Source organism: Desulfoscipio sp. XC116 (assembly GCF_039851975.1).
GTDB lineage: Bacteria > Bacillota > Desulfotomaculia > Desulfotomaculales > Desulfallaceae > Sporotomaculum.
On sequence record NZ_CP156660.1, the window covers coordinates 2,826,564 to 2,850,237 of the forward strand.

Genomic DNA, 23,674 nt, shown 5'->3' on the forward strand with positions numbered 1-23,674 from the left:
AAAAGCAAAAGCCCCTGGTTTAACCCAAAGGCTTTTTAAAGATATCTGCAACGGCGACCTACTCTCCCGTAAGTCAAGGGACGGTTCTCTGACTCATCACCTGACCCTTTGAACAATATTCATCAGGAATGAGTCGGAGAACCGTCCCCCGACTCTCGACTCTCTTAATCCTGATCCTGCGCATTTTTATTATGGTGTTCATATAATAGAAGGGGTGGGAATATTGAATATACAAGTAAGGTTGTGAGAAATAATGAGTGACATTTTTATAATAGCCGAGGCCGGAGTCAACCATAACGGGGATATAAAGCTGGCTAAGAAATTAGTTGACGCCGCAAAAAGCGCAGGTGCGGACGCGGTCAAATTCCAAACCTTTAAAACGGAAAGTCTTGTTTCAAAAGCCGCGCCAAAAGCAGAGTATCAAAAGCAAAATACTATGACTGATGGAAATCAACTGGAAATGCTTAAGAAGCTGGAGCTGTCTTATAACTATTTTAAGGAACTTAAAGAGTATTGTACGGAAAAGGGAATATTATTTCTTTCCACGGCATTTGACTTTGACAGCATAGAATGCTTAGAAAGTCTTGAAATGCCTGTATATAAAGTGCCGTCAGGAGAGATAACCAACCTGCCGTACCTGATGAAAATCGCCGGCACCGGCAAGCCGGTGATAATTTCAACCGGGATGAGCGATTTGGATGAGGTGGGATCGGCAATAAAGGTGCTCCGGGATAACGGCGCGGGAACGATGACTCTGCTGCACTGTAATACGCAGTACCCCACTCCTTTTGAGGATGCCAACCTCATGGCGATGCTTACTTTGCGGGAACGGTTTGGCGTGGCGGTCGGTTATTCGGATCATACCTTGGGGATTGAAGCGCCCATTGCTGCTGTGGCGTTAGGAGCAACAGTGATTGAAAAACACTTTACGCTTGATAAAAGTCTGGAGGGACCGGATCACAAAGCGAGTCTTGATCCGCAGGAGCTCAAAGCCATGGTGACGTCTATCAGAAATATTGAAGTTGCTTTAGGGGATGGCATAAAACAGCCATCGGCATCCGAGATAATGAATAAAGCAGCAGCCCGGAAAAGTATTGTCGCCGGTCGGAATATAGCTAAAGGCGAAATCTTTACTGAAGATAATTTAGCGATCAAGCGTCCCGGTAATGGAATTTCCCCTATGAAATGGTTTGAGGTACTCGGAATGAGTGCGGCGCGTGATTTCTGTGAGGATGAGCTTATAGATTTATGAAAAAATCAATCATTATAGTGACAGGTTCCCGCGCTGATTATGGTCTTTTAAGCCCTGTTATAAAAAAACTTCTGGCTGATGATAGTTTTGAGTTAAAAATTGCGGCAACGGGGACGCACTTGTCCGAGGACTTCGGATTGACTTTACAAGAAATAGAAGCGGATGGCATCTCAATAGACGTCGGAATTGATGTTTTGCAGGATGATGATTCAAATAAGGCAATGTCCAAGGCCATCGGGACCGGAGTTATTTGTTTTGCAGAGTATTTTGAAAAAACCCGGCCTGATATGGCCGTCGTGCTGGGGGATCGATTTGAGATATTCGCTGCCGCCACAGCAGCCGCGGTTGCTTGCATACCGATTGCCCATATTCATGGCGGTGAAACCACGGAAGGGGCGGTTGACGAGTTTCTTCGCCACTCAATTACAAAAATGAGTTATCTGCATTTTACTTCTACTGAGCAATACAGACAGCGGGTTATAAATATGGGTGAAGCACCGGACCGGGTTTTTAATGTCGGCGCCATAGGTGTGGAAAACATTTTGAGTATGTCTTTTATGGCCAAAGATGAGCTGTCGCGAAGCATAGACTTTGATTTGCATATTCCATACGCTCTTGTAACCTTTCATCCGGTAACATTGGAGAAAAACACGACGATAAGGCAAATTGAAGAACTTTTATCGGCTCTGGATGAGACGAACGGGCTCCGTTATATCTTTACAAAAGCCAATGCCGATGCAAACGGCCGGGGAATAAATAAAAAAATAGATGCCTATTGCCAGAACAAAGACAATGCGATTGCCTTAACATCAATGGGCGTTTTGCGTTACCTCTCCGCGATGAAATACTGTGAGTTTGTCATCGGCAATTCCTCCAGCGGCATTATTGAAGCCCCGAGCTTTAAAAAACCCACGATCAATATTGGAGACAGACAAAAAGGCAGGATTTGTGCAAAATCAGTCATATCCTGCCGGCCGGAAAAGCACGCTATTATGGGGAGTATCAATAAGGCAAGATCACAGCAGTTTCTAAACGAAATAGCTAATCAGGCCAACCCCTATGGCGATGGGAAAACATCCGCAAAAATAGCGGCGGTAATCAAGGATTTTCTGGATAACGGCAAGATAAACCTAAAGAAGAGTTTTTATGATGCGAGGGGATATGACAATGCTCTGTGAGCGCCGAATCATCGCCATAATTCCTGCGCGCAGCGGCTCCAAGGGGTTTCCCGGCAAGAATATCCGCCTTCTTAACGGGAAGCCCTTAATTGCCCATAGCATAATTCAGGCTCAGGAGACGGGAATAATTGATGAAATATTCCTATCAACAGATGCGCAGGAATATGCTGACATTGCAATAAAATATGGGGCGAATGTCCCATTTTTAAGATCGGATGATCTGGCTTCAGATTCTGCCTCGACATGGGATTGTGTCAGGGAGGCACTCGGACAGTACCATACATTAGGCAAGGAGTATGATATCTTTGTCGTATTGCAGCCGACATCACCATTGCGTACCGCGAGTGATATTTTCAATGCCATTAATCAGCTGATACTTATTAATGCCGATGCGGTAGTATCGGTGTGTGAGGTCGCTCATTCTCCCTTATGGTGCAATACATTGCCGGAAAATAAATCTCTTAAGGGTTTTGTCCGGCCGGAAATCATGGCTAGAACCAGACAGGAACTGTCTGCTTTCTTTAGGATTAACGGGGCAATATACGCTGTAAGCACATCATATTTTTTAAAAACACAGAATATCTATGACGGAAATTCTTTTGCATACATAATGCCGAGGGAAAGATCCGTCGATATAGATACCTTATATGATTTTACCTTCGTGGAGTACCTGCTTACCCTAGATAATACAGGTCAAGGAACGGAGAACCCGCATACTTAAATGCAGGTTCTCTCATTTCATTCCTTTTCGGGAACTCCTATTCCCAACACACGCTCCAAATATCTCTTATTGTGCAAAATCTGGTTATTTTTCGGAGAATACTTTCTGGCAATCTCATTATGCTCATAGGCTAACTCATGCTTGCCCATCCGGTCATAGCAAACGCACAGTTGTATATGCGGCAACCACATCAGTCTGCTGCCGGCAGGCTTTTCCAATTGAGCCGCCAGTTTGTACCAGAAAATTGCCTGTTCATATTTCTTGATACTTTGAAAGTATAAGCCCAAATGACAGCAAAAGTTAGCTTTGGGCGTATCATACTCGAATGTTTTAAGGATATACTCAAGCTGTTTGTCTGTTTCACCGGAAAGCTGATAATACTCAACCAGTTTTCCGCATGTTGAAATTTTATCTTCGACCCCGCCCTGTTCTGTCTTCAAGAACTCCTGATACGCTTCAATCAGCCGCTTATTGCTTTCTATCAGCAATTCCCTGAGTTCTGTACCGGAAAGACAGTCATGGACGCCGAGTTCATCTTCCACAAACTTCTTCTGCTCCTCGCTGATAACCTGCGTAGGACCTTGAAACATTGCTGTGGCATAAGCACCGATCTGATAATCTTCATACCTGAATTCGGAGGGCATCAGCGGTTCTCCTGTATTTTTAAGAACAGCCGGATCCCCAAAAATAAAAAAGGGAATACCCATCTCAACGGCATAAAAAGAATATGAGCCTACTTGATTAGACGTTGCATATTTGTGACTCCTGAGGATATCGTAAAATTTCTGTACAAACTCAAAGCCCAGCACCCAGGCCGGCCCGGCGGATACAACATTGAACCCGTTTTTTTTGTATAGTTCGTCCTTCTTTCTTTCCAAATCATTAGAGTGCAGACATATTGTTACCGGCTGAAACTCGGACGGAAGATTTCTCAGTTGCTCACAATACTTATCGATATCGAATACAGAGTCAATTTGCCGAGTCGTATGGGCGGGAAAGGCAACCGTACCGCGAGAAGCTGTATCCTTCTCGATTTTCCGTGATTTTCGGTAGTGTACAAAAGGCGCCCCCACAATGGCTGCGGGAATACTACTTTTTTCATTCCATATATTTAGACGTCTCCTGCTCCAGACTAACATCAGAGGTTGATCAGTTCGAGCATCATACGGATTAGGTTTTGGTATAGGATCCCACCCGTGCTCATAGCGGCATAACAGAGGCAGTGTCGATGTACAGTTGGCATATTCTCTTATGATCTCATAAAGTCCGTAGATTGAATACCAAATCATGTCTCACCCACCTATTTATAGTTATAGCTTGTATTGTGTTAATTGATGTTAGATTCTGTATTTACTCCCCTTGAATAATTTCTTTTTTCTCAGGTGCTTCTATGCCTAAAATACCCTCCAAATAAGTCTTGTTGGACTGAATCGCTGTATTTTCCGGACAATACTTTCTGGCAATCTCATTATGCTCATAAGCCAGCGTATGCTTGCCTAAGCGATCGTAACAAACACACAACTGTAAATGCGGCAACCACGTCCAGGAGGCTTCGGTCATGAATCCTGAACAGTCAGCAGGTTTTTCTATTTGAGTAGCCAGTTTGTACCAGAAAACCGCCTGTTCATATTGCTTCGCATTCAGAAAATGAAAACCCAGGCGACAGCAAAATTCTGCCCTTGGAGAAGCATAATCAAAGGATTTGTAGATATATTCAAGTTGTTTTTCCGTTTCTCCCAGCGATTGAAAACAATCGGCTAATTTACCGCAGGCAGAAATTTTATCTTCAATCCAGCCCTGTCCGGTCATCAAATATTCCTGATAAACTTCGATTGCCCGATTATATAACCGATGATCAAACAATTCATTGGCATAGTAATATAAATCCCGCGGGGAAAACGGCTCCCCCTTGCTCTTTCGCCTTTCATATATATTCAGGTTGCGAGTGGAATTACCATTCGAGATACGCTTATGCGTTACACAAATGTCTGAGTTTAAAACATATCCGGACACTTCTAAATACTCGTGTACAGCCCCTATCCACCGAAAGTTTTTATCCCGTCTAACCAGGCGATTGCGTCGGAAACTAAACGATACCGCTCCAAACTGATCGAAGGCATAAAGATAGGGCATACTTACAACGTCCGTAAACGGATCCAGGCTTTTCTTCAGTTTTAAAAATTTCTCCTGATCGGAATCAGCTATAATATCATCCGCATCCAACCAGAGGATATAACGCATGGTTGCTCGGCCAAAAGCAAAATTGCGGGCAGCAGCAAAGTCGTCTATCCAGATAAAATCAAAGATTCGATCTGTATATTTCTCAGCGATCTCCTTGGTGCGATCGGTAGAGCCCGTATCAACAATAATTATCTCGTCGCAAATATCTTTAACAGAATCAAGACAGCGGCCAATCGTACGCTCTTCATTCCTGACAATCATACAAAGACTGATTGTGATTTGCTTTCCTCCCATATGCAATCTCCTCCCTTAAGAAAATAGCCTCATTACATCATATGCCAAGAAGTTTTAAGTTGCTTGAGCCGGGAAATCGGAAAAAATGAACTATGAACCTGCGGCAACTGTCCGCCGCAGCGGCTCAATAGCGCTATACGCCCAGTAAAACGCATTCGGAAGGATAATAATTGCCTCCGCTGTATCTCAGATAAAACTTATAGCCGGGGTCGATCTCGTCGATCATCCGGGCGCATTTCCAAATATCCTCATTATTGTGATAGACAGAAACCGCAAGCTTCGGATGTGTCGCTTGAATGTGATTTTTACAGCCGAGGATCGCTTTCTGTTCTCCGCCTTCAATATCCATTTTGATAAAAGTCACGGGTTCCGTAATATCTTCATCAAGTGTGACAACAGGTACTTCCGCCGTTCCCGCGTCCGCCAGCTTATGCATTGTATCCGAGGGTTCCTCGTCCGTTATATACATCATACCGTTTTTGTCTCCCACGCCTTTTTCCCGCAATTCGATATTCGGATACCGTTCAAGACTCTGCCTGAGCTTTTGGTAGATATGAGGAACAATTTCATAACAATAGATTTTCTTATAACCAATATAGCTGTCCAGATAATTCATCACGGTATCGCCGGTATACGCTCCTAAATCGATAAATACTTCATTGGCGTCACATTTCACTATATCCAGATCAAAGTAGTGACAGAACGTTTTTTCAATGATCCTGTCCAGACTCGCCATACTGAATGTCAGCCAGTTCTCCACAATACCGAATAAGGTTTTCTTGGAACGATAATCGCAGAGCCTGCCGTACAGCCATGTGAAATCGCCATGGTGTTCTTTCATCGCTGCTCCGCGGTTTTCGATCAATTCATATACATTATTCTCAGGATCCAGTTTACCCCAATAATTGTACATATTATAGCATTGCAGTATCTTTTGATAATTCTGGGCATTCTGTTGCCGGATATTTCCAAGGTTCCTCTTCATGCAGCTTTGTATATCATCCAAACTCGCGCCTGCCACATAACTCATGTATTCGGTAAACTTTCTGTCAACAACGAAATCAATTTCCTCAGCAGCTGACCTATTTGCATCTGTCATTAAGTTTTTCACCTTCCCGAATGTTTTTTTGCAGCAATATAAAGATATTATATGCCGCGTCCATGAGATAAGTGATTAAATATCGGCGCCGAAGCCTGGATGCCGACCTATCGGAGCGCCATTGAAAACCGGGCCGTTAAAAAGACGCTAACCATTCCTAAATGGCTAAATGACCTAGCGGAGCATGAGAAGGTTAATTTTTCACAAATTTTACAGGAAGCACTTAAACAGAACCTGGGCATAACTAACCGCTGAGTCATATGCAGCATTCAAAAAGCACCCGTAAGGGTGCTTTTTGAATGCTGCATACTTCTTCTCCTTTTGGAGTTTAGTTTTTCAGAAGAATGGAATAGAAAACGCAAAAACGGCTTTAGCTCTTGCTATCACCAAGCTGTCCAGCCACCATCTACCAGCAAATTTTGGCCAGTTACATAACTAGAAGCTTCACTGGCTAAATATATTGCCGTCCCTACGATCTCGCCGGGAGCGGCCATTCTACCTAACGGAGTACGTTTATTATAAGCTTGAACAAAGGTTTCCGGCTGATGATCAAAAACACCTCCGGGGCTAATACAGTTCACTCTAACGTTATAGGGTGCTAAATATGTTGCTAAATATCTAGTTAAATTGATAATACCACCTTTTATGGCCGCATATGCTGCCGGAGTCGTCATATCTGTCCCTTCATAAATAGGGAAATACGGTCCAACTATACCGTAAATAGAGCCGAAATTAATAATGCTGCCGGATTTTTGCACTTTCATCTTATCAGCAACCTGCCGACAGCAAAAAAAGCAACTATTCAATTGCATATCGACATTGTGCCTCCATGATTCAATTTTAACTTGCTCAAGTTTATGTCCCCAATCAGAAGTTCTGGGGTAAGCGGAATTAATCCAGACATCAATCCGCTCATATTTTTTAATTAATTCCTTAATAGAATCTTCACTAGTTACATTAAGCCGCTCAGCTTTGGCTTTACGTCCTATACTATTTGCAATTTGCCGCACTGCTTCAAGATTAACATCAGCTACTACAACAGTTGCTCCAAAATCGCCTAAACCTCTAGCCATCTCTTTTCCTAACAGCCCAGCACCACCGGTTACTACCACGGTTTTGCCGCCGAGGGAAAATACCTCGCTATAGCTCTCCATACTTGTTCACCCACTATTTCTGCTCGTATATCACATCCATTGTGGCTCAAACTTGGATCTCATCAAGAAGTATCTGCCGCTGCTCGTGTTTCGATACTCGTCCGGCAATCAATATCCGCATAATATCTATTGTTAGCCTGGGCGGTATTATTACTTTTTTGTTTCTTACGCTATTAATAAAGTGCCATAAGGTTCTTCGAAACATGGTAAAATTATCACTAATCTCCCATTTACCACTCTTATTGGAGCCCCATATTTCTACCGAAAACTTGGCGGGGGATCGGCCAAGGCAGTCTATCTGTAATAACGATCCATCGTTCATAGTAATTGCAGCGGAAGTATGATTAGCTCCCAGCATCATTACAGAAACAGGTCTTGATGGCACAATATTAAATATTGCATCCAGCATATGTACCCCGTATTTTTCCCAAGAATTAGGTGCTGTACATCTAACCAGGTTAATATGACCGTATTCATCTATGGTACTTCTGATGCTATCAAGCTCTCCGGCATACCTCATGCCTGAACAGGACATTAGTTGACCGTTCTCAAGAAACGGGTGAAATTCTTTTAATTCTTCAACATTTAAAGCAAGGGGCTTATCGACAAAAACGAAACCACCTGCCCCCAAAAATGGCATTGCCATGCTAAAATGGGTCTCATAATCATCGCGAGCTATGATGACAGCATCAATCTGTCCAATCATATCCTCCCATTTCTCGATCATATTGGGAATAAGACTAGCTGTGCAAAGACGTTTTGTTATTTCTCTGTCCTGAGTCCATGCATGTGTTACTTTTGCTCCCTCTATACCAAAATCAGCTAAATCTTTTTGTCGAACATAATTGTAAATAACAGGCCAACCCGAGTTTTTTAAACCTGTATCAGAGTAGCCATTGATGATGGCTGAAAAAGAATAAGGATGTCCATTTCCTTCACTTATTCCCAAAATACCCAACTTTATTACCAAGCGGCCCAGCCCCCATCAATGCAAATGTTTTGCCCTGTCATATAGCTTGAAGCATCTGAACATAATAACGCTATGGCTCCCTTTATTTCATATGGCCGGCCAATTCTATTTAATGGATTGCATGCAGATAACCGGCAAACAAACTCCTCATCCTTCTGGGTTGCCGGTGTGGGAAAAGGACCTGGACTAATACAGTTAACTCGAATTCCATCCAGAGCCAAAAAGCTAGCTAAGTATTTGGTAAACTGAATTACACCTGCTTTAGCTGCCCCATAACTTGGTGGGTTTGCATGCAGATTACCGGTATAATTTCGGTAATCAGGTGCTACATGCCCGTACATAGAACCGATGTTTAAGATAACACCTTTATTTTTTTTTAATCCTGGCCATGCAGCTTTGACACATCGAAATACCGAATTTATATTAAGCTCAATATCATAATCCCAATCATCATCTGAAATCGATTCAAAACTGTTTTTTATACTCGCTCCGGCATTATTCACTAATATATCTAAACCACCGAATTGATCATTAATTATGTTGAAAGTCTCTTTTATCGATTGCCTACTCGTCAGATCCAACTGCATTACATTCACTTGTATCTCCGCAAATTTTGACTTAATTTCTTGACATAGCCTTTGACATTTATCTGTGTCACGGCTGGCAATAATTAAATTTCCAGCTAACTCCGCCAGTGTCCAAGTTATCTCTGTACCAAGATAACCGGCTCCTCCCGTGACTAATGCCAACTTGTTTTTTAAACAGAACAGTTCCTTTAAGCTTGGCATTGTTGCAGTCTCCTTTTCATCAAGATTTCTGCTAGTTCCCAATCAATTTCATCATCAATATCTACAGAACGTTCTTTGGGTATCATTACAGCAGCTGTACGACCAAAAAACAGACTCATTTCTGCTTTATCCATTCGATCTGCCCTAAATGCATAGACAGCACCATTCAATTGGTAAGCTCTTGGGAGTTTTTGCCTCGGATACCAGGGGATTGCACCGGGAATGAACGTCTTTGCCTGTCCATTGTCAATCTGCCATGCTCGATGGGGATTCAACTCCGCGTCCTTAAAAGTAGCAACTGAGTCAATACATTGTCCTGTCAATATACGTATACAATTACTAACATCAGTACTCAAACGTAGAGGACTGGTAGGCTCCAATAGCACCATATACTTAGCCTTTTCCCCCTCATCCTGCAATTCTTTAACTAATAGTTGTATGGCATGTATTACCAGAGATTCATCCGTTGCCAGATGTGCGGGACGTTTGTATACTTCTGCCCCATAACTTACTGCCACAGACGCTATTTCATCGTCATCGGTAGAAACAATGATACGGTCAACCTCCGGAGTTACTTTGGCTGTTTCAATTGACCAAGCGATTAATGGCTTGCCGGCTAAGGGTTTAATGTTTTTCTTAGGAATTGACTTACTGCCGCCGCGAGCAGGTATGATGGCCAAGACTCGGCTATTGTTGAACATTGTGCCCCCCCTAATCAGATTTACAAGCAGGTATCTTTATACTGTTTATGCTTAATTGTTGATTTTATTGAACCCCATCCGTTAATTAATATTATATTGCGGTGGGTAATTTAAAACTAAATTATCATTGCCAATTATAGGAATACCAAGATTTGCAGGGTCATGTTTTTGCATGTCCGGATCAGTAATACCAACAATATTGAAGTTATAAACGCTAAAATAAAAGTGAGCCAGAAATAAGGTATGAAGAAAATGTGAGATACCGTCTTATTAAATAATAAAAACATTTCTTAAATAAAATAAGGCTTGAGGCCGCAATCCTTTTAATTGCGGCCCCAAGGGAATTGGATTGGATCAAAACTCACTTATTTGTTATATATTCTATACAGGAACACGGCTGCTTCCGCCCTTGTGGTGTTGCCCTGCGGATTGATCTTACCGCTGCTACCTACAATCAGTCCTTCCTTGACAACAGAGGCCACACCGTTCACGGCATAGGCTGCTACGAGGGACTTGTCGGCAAACTTGTCTAAATCCGAAGCCGTACCCTGCGCTTCAATCTTTTTCAGCATTCTCAAGGCTCTTTCTGTCAATACCATCATGTCCTGCCTGGTGATGCTTGCATCAGGGCCGAATTTGTTGTCTCCCATGCCGCTGGTGATGCCGAGCTTTTTGGCCATGGCTATCTCTTTGTAGTAATAGGCATCGCTGCTTATATCATCGAAGTTCCCGTCAATCTTTGCATCAACACCCAGGGTTCTGACCAGGAAGTAGAGGAAGTCCGCCCTTGTAATGTTTGTTTGAGGGGCATATTCTGTTTCAGTTGCTCCCCTCAATATGCCTTTGGATGCAAGGACTTCGATCGCCTTCTTTGTCCAGGCTGTGTTTCCCAGGTCGTTAAATGACCTAGTAACAAATGTAACTGCGTACTGACTGAAATGGGTGGTGGTAAAGGTGACTTTCCCGGTTGCAGGGTCATATCTTCCGTTGGGAACAGCTACCGCCTTGCCGCTACCGTCAATGTACCATACCGTAATGTGTTCGAGGTCTTTCAACTCCTCCGCTGTCGGCGTGTAGGGTACGATTATGGTCACAGGCGCACTTTCATTGCTCCATGAGGTTTGTTTCCCATCAATCTTCATGCTCAGTTCTATGACAGGCCGGTCGCCTATTTGAGCTTGTACTGCCGCATCCAGCTTGTTCCTGTCACCAGCGGCTATTGTTAGCGAGACTTTTTTCGTCCCGGCTGCATCTGACATGTTAAGCATGCTGCCCGACAGAGTTACTGCCGCAATATCCGTATTGATTTCAACCGTTTTTGTTACATATCCCGATGTCAAAAAGCTGGCAGGCAGGATAGACTCATAAGCATTTGCCCCATCTATTTCAGGTATATCAACTCTTATTGCCTGAATCCCTTTATCATTTAACTTTGATTTATCAAATGCGACATTTAGCTGAGCTGCGTCTAGTTCCATTGAAGCGGTTCCGGTGCTGTTGTTCATTGTTACCGGTACATCCTCTATTACATTTGCACTGTCGTCCGACACCCGGACTGCCGCTTTCAGTTCCGGCGCAAAAGCGGGATTAGAGTTTCCGTTGTTATTTCCACTGCTGTGACTGGAGGAACCACCGCCGCTTGGTTTTCTGTTAACTGTAACGACTGCCTCCCTGTTTGCAACCGCCACTCCATCCAAGGTGGCCGTCATGGTGTGTGTTTTACTACTGGAGCTTGTGTTTTGTGGAATGACAACACTTGCTGTCGCGTTTGTTTCACTATTGATGGTTGCTATCGCAGCTTCCGCACCGTCAAGAAGCACTTTGATCTCATGTCCTGAAAGATTGACACCTGTAATGGTGACTGTTGCATCGCCGCCGGAGTATGCCAGAGCGGACGGATTGGCGGAAATATCTGTTATGGCGGCTACGGCCACGGTAAAGCTTCTGCTGTGCTCCGCAAGCTCATTATCGGCATTATCTTTAGCAATGCCGGCTTTAACCTCCAAAGCATAACTGCCGTTTAGGAAGCTATCCACTGGAGAGACGGTAATGATATGGGTTCCATTATCATAAGAAAGGGTGAAATCGTTAAAAACAGCGCCATCTTTTGTTATTTCAATTAAACCTATATCATTAATATTAACGCTGGTTACTTCCTCACCACCGTCTGATTTATAAACGGCTTCACTAACAGTCATAGTAAGACTTTCAGGAGATGAAGCAAAGGTACAATCAGCTGCAAAACCGAAGCTTATTACCGGAGGATTGGTATCCGGATTGCCCATCGTAGTGAAGCTATGACTGTTATCGGGGATCATAATATTTCCGGCAATATCTTCAAAGCTTGAAATCCCTATATTGTAATCGGTGCCATAGACCAAGCCCGACACAGTATATGTAATAGTTTTATTACCATCGCCCCATGTTCCGATACCTGATAGTATTGCGCCATTGTCAATGGATACTGTGCCGGTGACTGCGGTATCCATCGGCTCATTAAAGGTTATGCTCAGCTCCGGTGCGTTTACAGATACGTTATTATCATTGGGCAAAACCGCAGAAACAGTTGGAGGAACCGTGTCGCCGCCTGCCGGGTCATCAACGATTATTATAATTGTCTTTCTACCGTTATAGGTGATTGTGTCGTCAAAAGCAAGTTCGGCTGTTCCGGTGCTTATCGGTGTGAAAGTGATTTTGTTGCCTGATACGGTAAAGCTTGCTATGTTATCGCTGCCGCTTTGCAGCGTCACCGGACCCGCATCGAGAATATCCTCCAAAAGCATGATTCTGCCATCAACCGACTGGCCATCCGGTGTCATGGTAACCGTCCTGTCCTCGCCCACCGTCAGAGCAATGGTATCGGGAAGGTTACTCAGCGTAAGGGACTGACGGGTGGCGTAGTTTGTGTGGCCCTCTTCAGGGTGTATGTTGTCGCCGCCCGAGAACCCGCTGTAGACGCAAAGCTCCGGATCTCCTTCTACGAAAATTGCCTTGACGCCCTCCGTTTGGCTGGCAGCCGCACCATGGTACAGCACGGTTTGGCTGATCGAGCCGAGCGACAAGCCATTGTCGCTCCCGCCTGTCACGCTGCCGCCCATCATGGACAGGCTGCCGGCATTGTTGATGCCGATTTCCGTGCCAAAGACCGTACCGCCCCAGATTTCCACCATGTCGCCAATATTGTTCGTCACAATGCCAGTGCCGGAGCCGCTTACATTGCCGCCGTGCATAGTAAGCTTGCCGCCTTCCCCGATCTCGATGCCATACGTGCTTTCGCCAGTCACCGCACCACCGTTTAAGTGCAGCATACCCGAGGCCAGCGTGCCTTTGCCGCCGGTGACGGTCGTTGTCTTTCCTTCGCTCTGGCTAACCGTAACAGTTGAGAACGGAAGAACGCTGATGCCGCAACCGCTCTCACTATCACCGCCCAGAACAGATGCGCCATCGATCGTCACGGTCGAGCTTTGGGACAGCAATAGGCCGCAGCCGGAGGCTGAGGACGACGCGTCGACGCTGCCGCCGGTGATCTCCACATCGCAATGATTTTCAGCTTTGACGCCGATTTCCGTTCCTTTTACGGTACCGTCTTCGATGGTAAGCAACGTACTCTGTCCGCTCGCACCCTCTATGTAGACACCGGTGCGGCTGATGTTGACGGATTCTCCGCACTGACCTGCCACTGCCGTTCCGGTAATGAGGACCTGCAATTTTTAATTATTTCGGACATCCTACACCAAGACCACAATATCTGTTTTTGGGTCTCCTTTAGAATAAAATTTGATATTCCATTCTTCTTTGTCTTCGGCTGTCTTAAAATTTATATTGCTACCGACTTTAGTGGCGTTCTTATCTATAGGAAACCATGAGGGTATCCATTTAGGTTTTTCAAGATATTCTACTGTCCTGAAGTACCTCCATAAAAATTGTTTTCAGATTAAAAATTTCTTTTTGATTAGCTTTTCTACCAATAGGGCCACATAGGTTTTTGCCCCTTCGGGGATGTCCGGGGACTTTTGACCGCCGTTTACAACGACTTCATACCCTTGAAATTTTCCCGTAAGGGTTGCAGAACCCATATCCTCCATTATCATCGTGTTTTCATTTTCCAATTCCCAGAGTTCTGCATACTCCTTTATTACCTCTTTCGCTGTACAGGTGGTTGCTATTTATACCATTTAGGAATTTACATTTACTTTTGGTCTTAAATTGTGAACACGACGACTCCGTGTGTTATTTTGCCGTCATCATCAGAAATAGAAAAGACAATTGCTCTTTCAAAGTTTTTGGAGAGCGATTCAGTTCCCTGTTCTATTCCTGAAAATATGGCAAGTGGATTTTTTAAGTTTTCCAAAAAGAAGGTTTTTCCGGTAAAAGCCTGCCTTGTTGCATTCATCAGCTGTAGGTTATCGGAATTGTGTTCATAAATATTGCATTTGCCCTCAGCTAAATCCTTATATCTCATTTTTGTTTCCTTAATAAGAGCATTGTTTGCCGCTACCAGTGTTCCCTGCTGTGTAAATACCGCAATGGGATACGGGCAGTAATCAATGATCTGGTGAAATAAGCCTTCATTAGAGGTAAGCATCTGGAATTTCTTAATCATATGGTCCTGAAAGGCTACTTTTTCTTCCAGCATTTTCTGGATTTCCATCAATTCTGCAAGCAGCTGTTCCTTTGTTTTTTCACCCAAAAGGACACTCTCCTTTCTGAGTAGTTTCATTTTAATTTTAGGGAAAAGCCGCTTACAAGGATAGGTGATATAAGACCGTTATCAGTAAGAAAAATACCATTTGAGGAAAATAAAAAAACAGTCCCTCGGAAACGCTTCTGAAAGACTGTTTTCATCTTAATGGGAACCGATTATTTTTTATATGCCTTACTCCGGTATTGGGAAGGAGAAAAACCGACCCTTTCTTTAAAAACCTTTGCAAAATGACCGCTGTAGTCCACGCCACAAGCGGCAAATATCTGTGCAACGGAAAGGGCGGAATCGGATAATTTTTCTTTGATTTTGCTTATTTTTAGGTTTATATAATAGTCATGGGGTGTCATGCCAATATGTTTTTTGAACAGTCTCACAAAATGCGTCCCGCTAAGACCTGCCGCCTTCGCGGTTTCTTTTACATCAAAGGAGTCTAGCCAGTGATTTTCCATGTATTCCTTCGCCTTCGCAATTTCATCCTTATATCGGTATATCCGCCGGTTTATGAGAAGCACCGCCACGAAGAATGCTTTCCTGTCCGCAGTAGGAATAGGAAAAAGTGTAATGTCCTGGTATACAGCCTCTACGTTGAAATCCTGTATTCCATGCAGTGCCGCGATATCCTCCAGTGGCACCCGGATATCCTGAAGAATCACGGTCTCACCCCGGAAAGCCCGTTTTATATCATCCATTATACCTGCTTTGATAATAAAAGGTTCTTTTAATACGTTAAATTTACCAATAACCTCCTCCGGCCCGTGAATATTGAACTCGTTCAGCATTGCCCGGTTGACCATCACTGCTTTTCCGTCGGAAGTGTAAATCAGGATAGGATATGGAAAAAATTCTATGATCTTTGCAAGAAGCTCTTCATTTCCAGAAACGGCCTGAGATGACTCTATGGCATCATGCTGCATGCCTTTTATGGTATCCTTCATGTACCTCTCCCCCAATTCAAACAGTATGATTATACAATATTATACAACTTATGTAATATCAAATAATTGCGCTCTTTTAAGGCTACAAGCATTTTAGCAAATAGAAATGCTAACGGAAAGCATAAAAGGAGCTTTCGCTCCTCTTACACCGTTTTGGATAATTTTCAATTCCCGCGTTGCTTCCGATTCTCTTAATTATCAGCTTTATAGCAAATATGGCAATAAAGCAAAGCACTTTTTTCAAAAAAATCCCTCCGTTTCTTTTAATTTTAAGGAAAATAAAATCGGGGAGATAGGGGATATATGACCGTTATCAGTAAGAAAAATACCATTTAGAAAAACAAAAGCAGCCCTTTGAAAATACCCCCAAAAAGCCTACTTCATCTTAATGAGAAACGACTATTTTTGCTTGAGCATATTCCGGTATTGGGAAGGCGTATATCCAATACTTTTCTTAAATACCATGGCAAAATGACCGTTGTAATCTACACCGCAAGCAGCAAAAGCCTGGGATATAGAAAAATTGGAGTCTGATAATTTCTCTTTGATTTTGTTCATTTTAAAATTTATGTAATAGTCATGAGGTGTCATGCCTGTATGCTTTTTAAACAGCCGGATAAAGTGCGTTTTGCTTAAGCCTGCTACGTTGGCTGCACTATTGTTATCATACGGCTCCATCCAATGGGTTTCAATGTGTTCTTTTGCTCGAATGATTTCATTCACATGGCGGTACACCCTTCTTGGATAAAGAAACGCTACCACAAAAGCCAGCCGCTCTTGAGAATCCTTAATTGGGAAGATCGTAATATCATGATAAATAGCCTCCAGGTCACAATCATTGATTCCATATCGTTCAAATACGTCTTCAATTGGGGCTCGAATATCACTAAAAAAAACGGTTTCACCCTGGAAAGCCCTTTTTACCTCATCCATATACCCCATAGCCTGAATGGATGAGTCTTTCAGTAAATTGTATTTGCCAATCACCATATCTGCACTTGGGATATTGAATTCTTTTAAGGCGGCCTGATTGACCAACACGGATATCCCCTCCGGATTAAAAACTTCAATTTGGAAAGGACATAATTCAATGATTTTTGCAAGAAGCACTTCATTCTTAAAAGCAGATTGAAACGACTCTATAATACTGCTCTGTTTTTCCTGTATGGTATCCTTCACGCGATTCCCTCTCATTCGTAATACCGTTTGAGTTTATTCCTCTGAAATGTTGTCTTCCTGCTCGTAGTAGTAGGAATAAGTCTACGCCTTTCATAAAGACCTCACGGTCGTTAATTTTATCGGTTAAAGCCGATTTCAATAAGGCTTTCATTTGTGCCGGACTTGAAACGCCTTTCTCCATAGCGGAGAGGTAGTCTTTCTTGTTGATTTTACTCCAAGAACATTCGCCGCGCGTTTTTTCCCATCGGGTGCGGTGAATTTGAACCGGGTAGTCACACTACCCAGTTGATTGTTTTCACGCTTCAACTTTGCTTTGAGGTTTTTTATTTTATCCAGCGGAAATGGCGCGTTATCAACAGAATGGTATTCAATACTTTCTATTTGCGCAATAGTCTCATGGTTATCCTTCCCGGCCGGAACAACAACATAGTCCTCTGCTTTGAAATTATCGTCATCGGTCAGATAACAATATGTTTTTCCGTAATCATCAAACTTCACGTTGCAAAAAATGTAATCCGTCTGCTTGCGCAGTGGTTTTCCATGCACTGCCGGGTCAAGAATTTCGCCCATTCCGTAAAAGCACATAAAATCAAACACTGTTTCCGCAGAAGCTGAAAAGTCATCGGGAAGTCCATTTTTATCAAAGGTGCCGGTCAGGACTTTTTGTTCGCCGTACAGGTAGTCAACCGTGATTTTATAGTCCTTTGTTTCAAGCGGATTGATGATAACATCAGGAGGATTCCCTTTGGTATGCGCAAAAAACTTATCCGCATCAATATCATCCAAAAGCGCTGTAACGCCTTCCTCAACATGATATTTTCTTGACACCTGACAGCCACTGCCGATATTTTGAATATGCTCCAAAACCTCGCTTTTTCTGTCTATGGTAATGTGTTCGCTATAATCCCATGTTGCATACTCCCAAGTCGAACCTTCGGGTATGAAGCCGGGCTTAATCTTCGTTATGCGGTGATAGTCAACCGCGATTCTTTCAATTCTGTCTGACTTCGCCATGCCGTCAAAGACGAGCAGTTCCGGCATTTCAAGATTGAACCGAATGGTGTCAGATAAATTGTCCAGTTCATCAGAGCAACCGGTACAAAGAGAGCCTCGGAAATGATATGATACATTCTCTGTGTTCGTAATTGTCATTTCCCAGTCGCCAACATCAGCGGCAAATGCCACATCGTATTCATCAGAAAAGTAATCACCGACAATTTTCAAAATATAAGCGGCTTTTTCGGCTTCAATTTCGAAGTTCCTTGTGCAGGTCTTGATATGTTTCGTTCCATCACCATAAGCATATGCAGAGAAAAACACTCTCCCGTCTGCCATAATGGAAAGACGCTGTTCAATTTCGTCGTCAGGCAATGGGCGCGGGCCAAAGCAGACATTGTTGGAGGTTATCAATAGTTTTTGGGTGACTCCTTTAAAAATAAACGAACTTGCTTCGCCATCTCCCGACAGGCGTTCCAGTCTGCCAAGCGCCGTAATAAACCACGACCTATTCTCAAATGAAAGAATATCCTCGCCGGGACCCGCCCAATGTGTAAAATACCGCCACCGCGAAAAAAGGGCGCAGCCAAGGAGATGAATATCGTCGATACTATCAATTATCTTATCAAGTTCACGATAGTCGCTGAAAGCCTTCATGTCGGGATATGCGGTTTCAAAGGCTTTTCCACAGTCCATTTCAAAGCCAAGCGAAAAGCACTCGTCGGCGAAAGCAGGGTCTTCAACTTCATGAGACACAGTTTTTATGTCTCGGAATTTGTCAAACCATTTCACTGCAAACGCATTAACATCTTCATTTGCGGGCATAATTCCATCCCCTCTTAAGCGTCATTGTCGTGACGCCCTGAATCCGTTTGTCTCTCGTCGGTAATATCCTTAAATCCACCGCCGAAAAACCAACCGTGTGCCTCTATAAAACGGATGAACATATCGCAAAACTGATCGCTCGATATGGCGGGATGAATTTCGGCGACTCCGTTAATCTCTACCAAACGGCAGTTCGGAATTGCGTCGGCATACGGCAAGGCGTCTGAAATCCGGTCGGCGGCCAGTTTGTATTTTTGAACCCGCGCTTCATCTTCTTCACTTGGATTTTGGATACGGGTCAGATCCATATTATCAATTAAATCCGCAAGTTTCACACGGCAGGCAAGTTCGTTTTGCAAAACACGACTGATGAAATCATCATAAGATTCGCCTTTTCGCTTTGTCAAACAATCCAGAGCAGCGATAATCTCATCGCCAAATCCCCGCGATTTTAAATCCTCAAGGGTAATATTCGTATCCTCTATCACATCGTGTAACACAGCGCAAATCTTCTCGGCTTCACTTTCGCAATTCATCATCACCCGGAGCGGATGCAAAATATATGGATGGCCCCCTTTGTCGACCTGCCCGTCATGTGCCTTCGCGGCGATCGCAATCGCTTTGTTCAACATATAAATTTCCTCCCTTGCCTAAATCAAGCGTCCCGTGCTTTTTAAGCCACGAAGCAAAAACAGCCTGTCATTGTTCGCCGGGACTTCAAACCACTGACGAAATACTGCGCCTTCAGATCTTAGAATGCATCCGCCAGAGAATTAATGTACACTATCGCTTACCGTGCCTTGAGAAAGACGAAATTGACGCTTATATCCTTCATCACCCAAGGCGCGCTCCATGTGAATTTGGCATGGAGCGCCTTGTTTTCTTGCATTTTAATCAACTACATCCAACCTATTCACACAACCTCAAAAAATCTGAAAAAACATCCAACCTGAACACTCGCAAACGCCTAACATCTAATCTGACCACACGCCAAGCACCGACATCTAATCTGCTCTGTCGCACTCAAAATCACTTGCTTCGACTTGTTCCCACGAACCCGTTTTTATGCGATTTTAGTTAGTCGGAATTTTACTCTTAAACTCCGAAAGGCCCTTATTTACTGAGTTTCTCACGCCATCATGCTTTCACCCTCGACATCAATACTACCGTCTCCACATGGTTTTTAGAAGGAAACATATCCACCGAATTTTATGTATAATTATGCAATACAGGAGCTTTCCATCGTTCACTCTTATTCGGTATGTTCTTTATTAAACTTTTTGGATTTAATCCAGGCTCTTTAGCTATTTTAATATCCTCATTGCTTAATCTGCATTTCTTTTTGGCTTCCTGCCAAAGTGCATCACTGTATGCCATATATAACGCCTCAATTCTATTTTAACTTTATGATAATAATAACTCATAGACTCTTTTATTTTCGGTAATTATCCGTTCAAATTGCTTATGCTGCAACCCTTTTTCTTCCTCTGTGCGGTCATCAGTGTATCCAATACTCTTACTTACCTCATCCCAGGAAATAAGCTCTGCTGTGCCATTTTCAATTTCTTCATGGCGTTCCCTCAGTATTTCAATTTCCTTCTTGGTATTTGCCTCGACATCAGCAACATCGTATCCGAAAAAAGTAATCTCATATAGGGAATGTGCAACAACCGCCGCTGCGCCATATGCCTCAATGCAATTTTCTATAACTTCAAAGGATAGCCATTCTTTCCAAGGCACCAGTTCTAATGCATAATGATCATTATCACCAAGTTTAATCCCGAATACATCAAAAATAAAAGTACCGGGTTCGAACTCATCTTCAATCCTTGCCACAACCAAACGAAAATCATCATGATTTGGCTCCGGCGTCAATTCCTTCAGTTGATTGAAAACCCTTAGGTACGCCTCAAATGCTCCGTCTTTCATGGAATATTCTTTATTCAGCTCTGTCCAGACATCATCAAATACAACTGATTTGATCAACTCTTTAAAGATCATGAAATCACCACCTTCACTCAACTGCCTTATGCTCTAATTTGATTTAGAACATTGTTGTTACTGAGGCATCTCCTCGCAAGCAGAAAATCGTGAATAACCTCAATATCCTCCGGCTGAGAAATACAATATAGATCATTCAAGTTTAAAACATCCGTATTTTTCAATAACCTGATTTCTTCAGACAGGCGAATATCCGATGCGCTGTACAATGATTCAGCCTTCGGCCTTTTATTCATCAAAAATGGAATGACGGCGTTCTCTATTCTTACAATTTACACAGTAAAGGCTCATACCTCTGCTGCCTATGCCAAGCTGGATGTAAACAATGCAATGGATGCTGTACTAAAGGCCAGGAAGCTGGGTTTGATTGATATTAACAACCTGACCGGTCAAAAAAGACCAAACACTTTATCTTCTAGGTTTAAAGGGGTAAGCCAGCTTCAAGATATTCCAAACCAGCATTTAGCAACTTGTAATACCTTTCTAAAAATCCTTCAGACAAGTCTTCTTCAGTACTAATCCATGCAGCAAGCCATACTCCGGCAATTGCACCGGAGAGGTTGCATACTGCGAAGTCATCCTGTCTACGTCCAACCCGTTCTGCCACCATTTCGTTAATTAATCGAATTTTCCCCGCAAAATGGTTTAGTGCAGCAGTACGCAGCTCAGGGACCGTACGCAATAATAAGTGACGCTCTTTTATCTGTTCCGTCTTTTCACTCGGACTTTCCAAGAACACTTTGTATAGCGCATTTCGCAGGGCCTGGATTGGAGTCATTGCTGAAGGTTCCGACAGGGTAGCCTCCTTAACCGTATTATCAATAAAATCAATATCACAAAGAACAACCTCGGCCTTCGTCGCAAAATAACGAAAGAAAGTTATGCGTGAAATATCCGCAGCTTCTGCTATCTGTTCTATCGTTGTCTCATTATACCCTTGTTCTTTAAACAGTCTCAATGCTTCACGCTGAATAGTAACCCGCGTTTTAGCCTTCTTTTTATCAATCCTACCTAGAGGTGGCTGAATGTCACCATTCAATCCTTTTTTTTCTTCCGCCCGTCTCTTTTCCATTTTTATTGGTAATTCCTTTCATAATCAATTGGTTAAGTGGAGGTAGATCATGCCCTCAAACGAAACATGATCTGCCTCCACTTAACGATTTATACTTTTATTTTCTGAAGAAATCTTTGTGCTGAAGCAGATGCTGAAACCTAATCTAAATAAGTAAAAGGAATTTTAATAGGCAAATATTTCCTCAGTTCTGACGTACCTGTTTCACGTTCAGCCGCCATATCAAAATGCTGATGCATCATATTATGTTCTAGAGCATCTGCTAAGATCTTTTTCCAGGGACGTTTCGTAATCTGACTCGCCATATACCGGCATCCGCGCGGTCGTTTCATCATCTCTCGCGCAATTTCCCATGCTCTGTCAAGCAATCCTTCTCTGGGTAGCACTTCATTCACCAATCCGAGCTCCTTAGCCGTCTCTGCATCAATGTTTTCTCCCGTATACATATAGTACGCGGCTCTCTTCAGTCCAAGGAGCTCTTGCATAATTAGATACATTCCGTCACCGGGCGCAACGCCAAAAATGAAGTGATTTTCGAAGAAATATGCATCAGTAGCACACAGCGTCAGGTCACATTGCAGTGCAAATTCAGTATGTGAGCCGGGGCCGTTGACAACCGCGATTGTAGGGATGTCCATTTGAAAGACTAGATTCTCAAGATTTTTGTAGGACTCCTTGTATTGGCGCATCATAAGGTCGGGCGACCATTCTCTGAAAGGAAGGCTTTCCCAATTTCCCGCGGTCTTCCGTTTTTCAGGATCTTTCGAATAGGGGATCGTATAGAATTTGTCTCCCGTGCCAGTGATAATTAGTACTTCGTTTTCCGGGTCGTTGGCGATATCCTGCCATGCCTGACTCCAAGAGGAATGCCCTGCCCAAGTATGCTGAAAAGGGCCGCCGTCTGTATGCATTCTCGCCTCAATGATCCCATCTTCTCTTTTCATAACAAAGAAATCTTTATACTTTTCCGAGTATTCTTCGAAGCTTAAGGGTTTAACTTCACCTGCAAAATGATCTGACATTATTATTCAACCTCCGTAATGATACTAGTATCAAATGATGCTAGTATCATTATAAAAGCTTTTTATAAAATTGGCAAACCTTAAAAAATTATTTCCATGCCCGTACCATTAATCCATTTCCACAATCCTGACCACATCATGTCCACAATTTCTGCATTTTCCTTCCAAAACGATCCCAAAACTATCATAAGTAAAATGATAATCAACTATAGTTGCAGCATCTCTACATGCCACGCACCACACATTTTTTAAAATTTTTTCTCTGCTATCCTGATGAATTTTAAGCCATTTTTCTTCCGCCGTTTCATCCTCCTCAGCACTTTTACCATCAACAGGTTCTTCATATTCTTCAAGCCATTTTAAATTCAAATATGATTCATCAAATGAATCTCGGATACCCCAGCCAAAATCATCTGCCCTACTAATAAGGTTTTCAAGCTCGACTCGGTACTCTAAAAATAAATCAGGTTTATCTTCCTTATTGAGCATTTTTACTACTGAGTCAAACATGCTACAGAACCAGCTAAATAAAACTGGACAAACAACTCTGCTTTCTTTTTGAAATTAGATGTTTGTGGTTGTTCACCATTACCAGCCATAT

The 23,674-nt window shown here is 43.0% G+C and carries 21 protein-coding genes and 2 pseudogenes; 4 read left to right on the forward strand and 19 right to left on the reverse strand.

Annotation, left to right across the window (positions count from 1 at the left end; all coding sequences use genetic code 11):
- Positions 1 to 253: 253 nt before the first annotated feature.
- From neuB to ABDB91_RS13570, 3 genes are read left to right on the forward strand one after another with little or no spacing between them, the layout of a single operon-like run.
- Entirely contained in the window at positions 254 to 1,252 is a 999-nt protein-coding gene (neuB, locus tag ABDB91_RS13560; RefSeq protein ID WP_347488243.1) for an N-acetylneuraminate synthase, read from the forward strand.
- Positions 1,249 to 2,430, forward strand: a complete 1,182-nt coding sequence (gene neuC, locus ABDB91_RS13565) for a UDP-N-acetylglucosamine 2-epimerase (protein ID WP_347488244.1) — start codon at positions 1,249 to 1,251, stop codon at positions 2,428 to 2,430. The genes neuB and neuC overlap by 4 nt, the downstream gene beginning before the upstream one ends.
- Positions 2,420 to 3,151, forward strand: a complete 732-nt coding sequence (locus ABDB91_RS13570; RefSeq protein WP_347488245.1) for an acylneuraminate cytidylyltransferase family protein — start codon at positions 2,420 to 2,422, stop codon at positions 3,149 to 3,151. The genes neuC and ABDB91_RS13570 overlap by 11 nt, the downstream gene beginning before the upstream one ends.
- 17 nt (positions 3,152 to 3,168) lie before the next feature.
- On the opposite strand, the gene ABDB91_RS13575 is transcribed toward ABDB91_RS13570, so the two are convergent.
- The 3 genes from ABDB91_RS13575 to ABDB91_RS13585 form a co-directional block, all read right to left on the reverse strand.
- Entirely contained in the window at positions 3,169 to 4,440 is a 1,272-nt protein-coding gene (locus ABDB91_RS13575; protein WP_347488246.1) for a tetratricopeptide repeat protein, read from the reverse strand.
- A 61-nt stretch (positions 4,441 to 4,501) separates the two neighbouring features.
- Positions 4,502 to 5,626 carry a glycosyltransferase gene (locus tag ABDB91_RS13580; RefSeq protein ID WP_347488247.1) on the reverse strand — a complete coding sequence of 375 codons (1,125 nt, stop codon included), beginning with the start codon at positions 5,624 to 5,626 and terminating at the stop codon, positions 4,502 to 4,504.
- Positions 5,627 to 5,759: 133 nt separating this feature from the next.
- On the reverse strand, positions 5,760 to 6,725 hold the full coding sequence (locus tag ABDB91_RS13585; protein ID WP_347488248.1) for an FkbM family methyltransferase: 966 nt from the start codon (positions 6,723 to 6,725) through the stop codon (positions 5,760 to 5,762).
- A gap of 90 nt (positions 6,726 to 6,815) precedes the next feature.
- Here ABDB91_RS13585 and ABDB91_RS13590 point away from each other — a divergent pair.
- Positions 6,816 to 6,980: pseudogene (locus ABDB91_RS13590) on the forward strand (type II toxin-antitoxin system HicB family antitoxin); the annotation flags it as partial.
- Positions 6,981 to 7,108: 128 nt separating this feature from the next.
- On the opposite strand, the gene ABDB91_RS13595 reads toward ABDB91_RS13590, so the two are convergent.
- From ABDB91_RS13595 to ABDB91_RS13670, 16 genes and pseudogenes are all read right to left on the reverse strand, one after another.
- The gene (locus ABDB91_RS13595; protein WP_347488249.1) at positions 7,109 to 7,879 is read right to left on the reverse strand and encodes an oxidoreductase; all 771 of its coding nucleotides are present in this window, start codon (positions 7,877 to 7,879) and stop codon (positions 7,109 to 7,111) included.
- Positions 7,880 to 7,925: 46 nt separating this feature from the next.
- Positions 7,926 to 8,849 (reverse strand): Gfo/Idh/MocA family oxidoreductase, encoded by a 924-nt coding sequence (locus ABDB91_RS13600; RefSeq protein WP_347488250.1) that lies wholly within the window; start codon positions 8,847 to 8,849, stop codon positions 7,926 to 7,928.
- Complete coding sequence (locus tag ABDB91_RS13605; protein ID WP_347488251.1) at positions 8,843 to 9,637, reverse strand: SDR family oxidoreductase; 795 nt, start codon at positions 9,635 to 9,637, stop codon at positions 8,843 to 8,845. The genes ABDB91_RS13600 and ABDB91_RS13605 overlap by 7 nt, the downstream gene beginning before the upstream one ends.
- Complete coding sequence (locus ABDB91_RS13610; RefSeq protein WP_347488252.1) at positions 9,625 to 10,338, reverse strand: acylneuraminate cytidylyltransferase family protein; 714 nt, start codon at positions 10,336 to 10,338, stop codon at positions 9,625 to 9,627. The genes ABDB91_RS13605 and ABDB91_RS13610 overlap by 13 nt, the downstream gene beginning before the upstream one ends.
- A 365-nt stretch (positions 10,339 to 10,703) precedes the next feature.
- Complete coding sequence (locus ABDB91_RS13615; RefSeq protein ID WP_347488253.1) at positions 10,704 to 14,045, reverse strand: S-layer homology domain-containing protein; 3,342 nt, start codon at positions 14,043 to 14,045, stop codon at positions 10,704 to 10,706.
- A gap of 222 nt (positions 14,046 to 14,267) precedes the next feature.
- The gene (locus ABDB91_RS13620; RefSeq protein ID WP_347488254.1) at positions 14,268 to 14,447 is read right to left on the reverse strand and encodes a hypothetical protein; all 180 of its coding nucleotides are present in this window, start codon (positions 14,445 to 14,447) and stop codon (positions 14,268 to 14,270) included.
- A gap of 92 nt (positions 14,448 to 14,539) precedes the next feature.
- The gene (locus ABDB91_RS13625; protein WP_347488255.1) at positions 14,540 to 15,028 is read right to left on the reverse strand and encodes a hypothetical protein; all 489 of its coding nucleotides are present in this window, start codon (positions 15,026 to 15,028) and stop codon (positions 14,540 to 14,542) included.
- Positions 15,029 to 15,198: 170 nt separating this feature from the next.
- Positions 15,199 to 15,978, reverse strand: coding sequence for a helix-turn-helix domain-containing protein (locus tag ABDB91_RS13630; protein WP_347488256.1), 780 nt, complete (start codon positions 15,976 to 15,978; stop codon positions 15,199 to 15,201).
- A gap of 399 nt (positions 15,979 to 16,377) precedes the next feature.
- Positions 16,378 to 17,157, reverse strand: a complete 780-nt coding sequence (locus ABDB91_RS13635) for an AraC family transcriptional regulator (RefSeq protein WP_347488257.1) — start codon at positions 17,155 to 17,157, stop codon at positions 16,378 to 16,380.
- Between the two features lie 147 nt (positions 17,158 to 17,304).
- Entirely contained in the window at positions 17,305 to 18,978 is a 1,674-nt protein-coding gene (locus ABDB91_RS13640) for a hypothetical protein (RefSeq protein ID WP_347488258.1), read from the reverse strand.
- 215 nt (positions 18,979 to 19,193) lie between these two features.
- A pseudogene (locus tag ABDB91_RS13645) lies at positions 19,194 to 19,610 on the reverse strand (HD domain-containing protein); the annotation flags it as partial.
- Between the two features lie 577 nt (positions 19,611 to 20,187).
- Positions 20,188 to 20,355 (reverse strand): hypothetical protein, encoded by a 168-nt coding sequence (locus ABDB91_RS13650; RefSeq protein WP_347488259.1) that lies wholly within the window; start codon positions 20,353 to 20,355, stop codon positions 20,188 to 20,190.
- Between the two features lie 27 nt (positions 20,356 to 20,382).
- Positions 20,383 to 20,979, reverse strand: coding sequence for a DUF6557 family protein (locus tag ABDB91_RS13655; RefSeq protein ID WP_347488260.1), 597 nt, complete (start codon positions 20,977 to 20,979; stop codon positions 20,383 to 20,385).
- A 421-nt stretch (positions 20,980 to 21,400) separates the two neighbouring features.
- A complete protein-coding gene (locus ABDB91_RS13660; protein WP_347488261.1) occupies positions 21,401 to 22,051 on the reverse strand; it encodes a TetR family transcriptional regulator in 651 nt (216 codons plus the stop codon).
- Positions 22,052 to 22,191: 140 nt separating this feature from the next.
- Positions 22,192 to 23,073 (reverse strand): enoyl-CoA hydratase/isomerase family protein, encoded by an 882-nt coding sequence (locus tag ABDB91_RS13665; RefSeq protein ID WP_347488262.1) that lies wholly within the window; start codon positions 23,071 to 23,073, stop codon positions 22,192 to 22,194.
- Positions 23,074 to 23,181: 108 nt separating this feature from the next.
- The gene (locus tag ABDB91_RS13670; protein ID WP_347488263.1) at positions 23,182 to 23,583 is read right to left on the reverse strand and encodes a hypothetical protein; all 402 of its coding nucleotides are present in this window, start codon (positions 23,581 to 23,583) and stop codon (positions 23,182 to 23,184) included.
- Positions 23,584 to 23,674 lie beyond the last annotated feature (91 nt).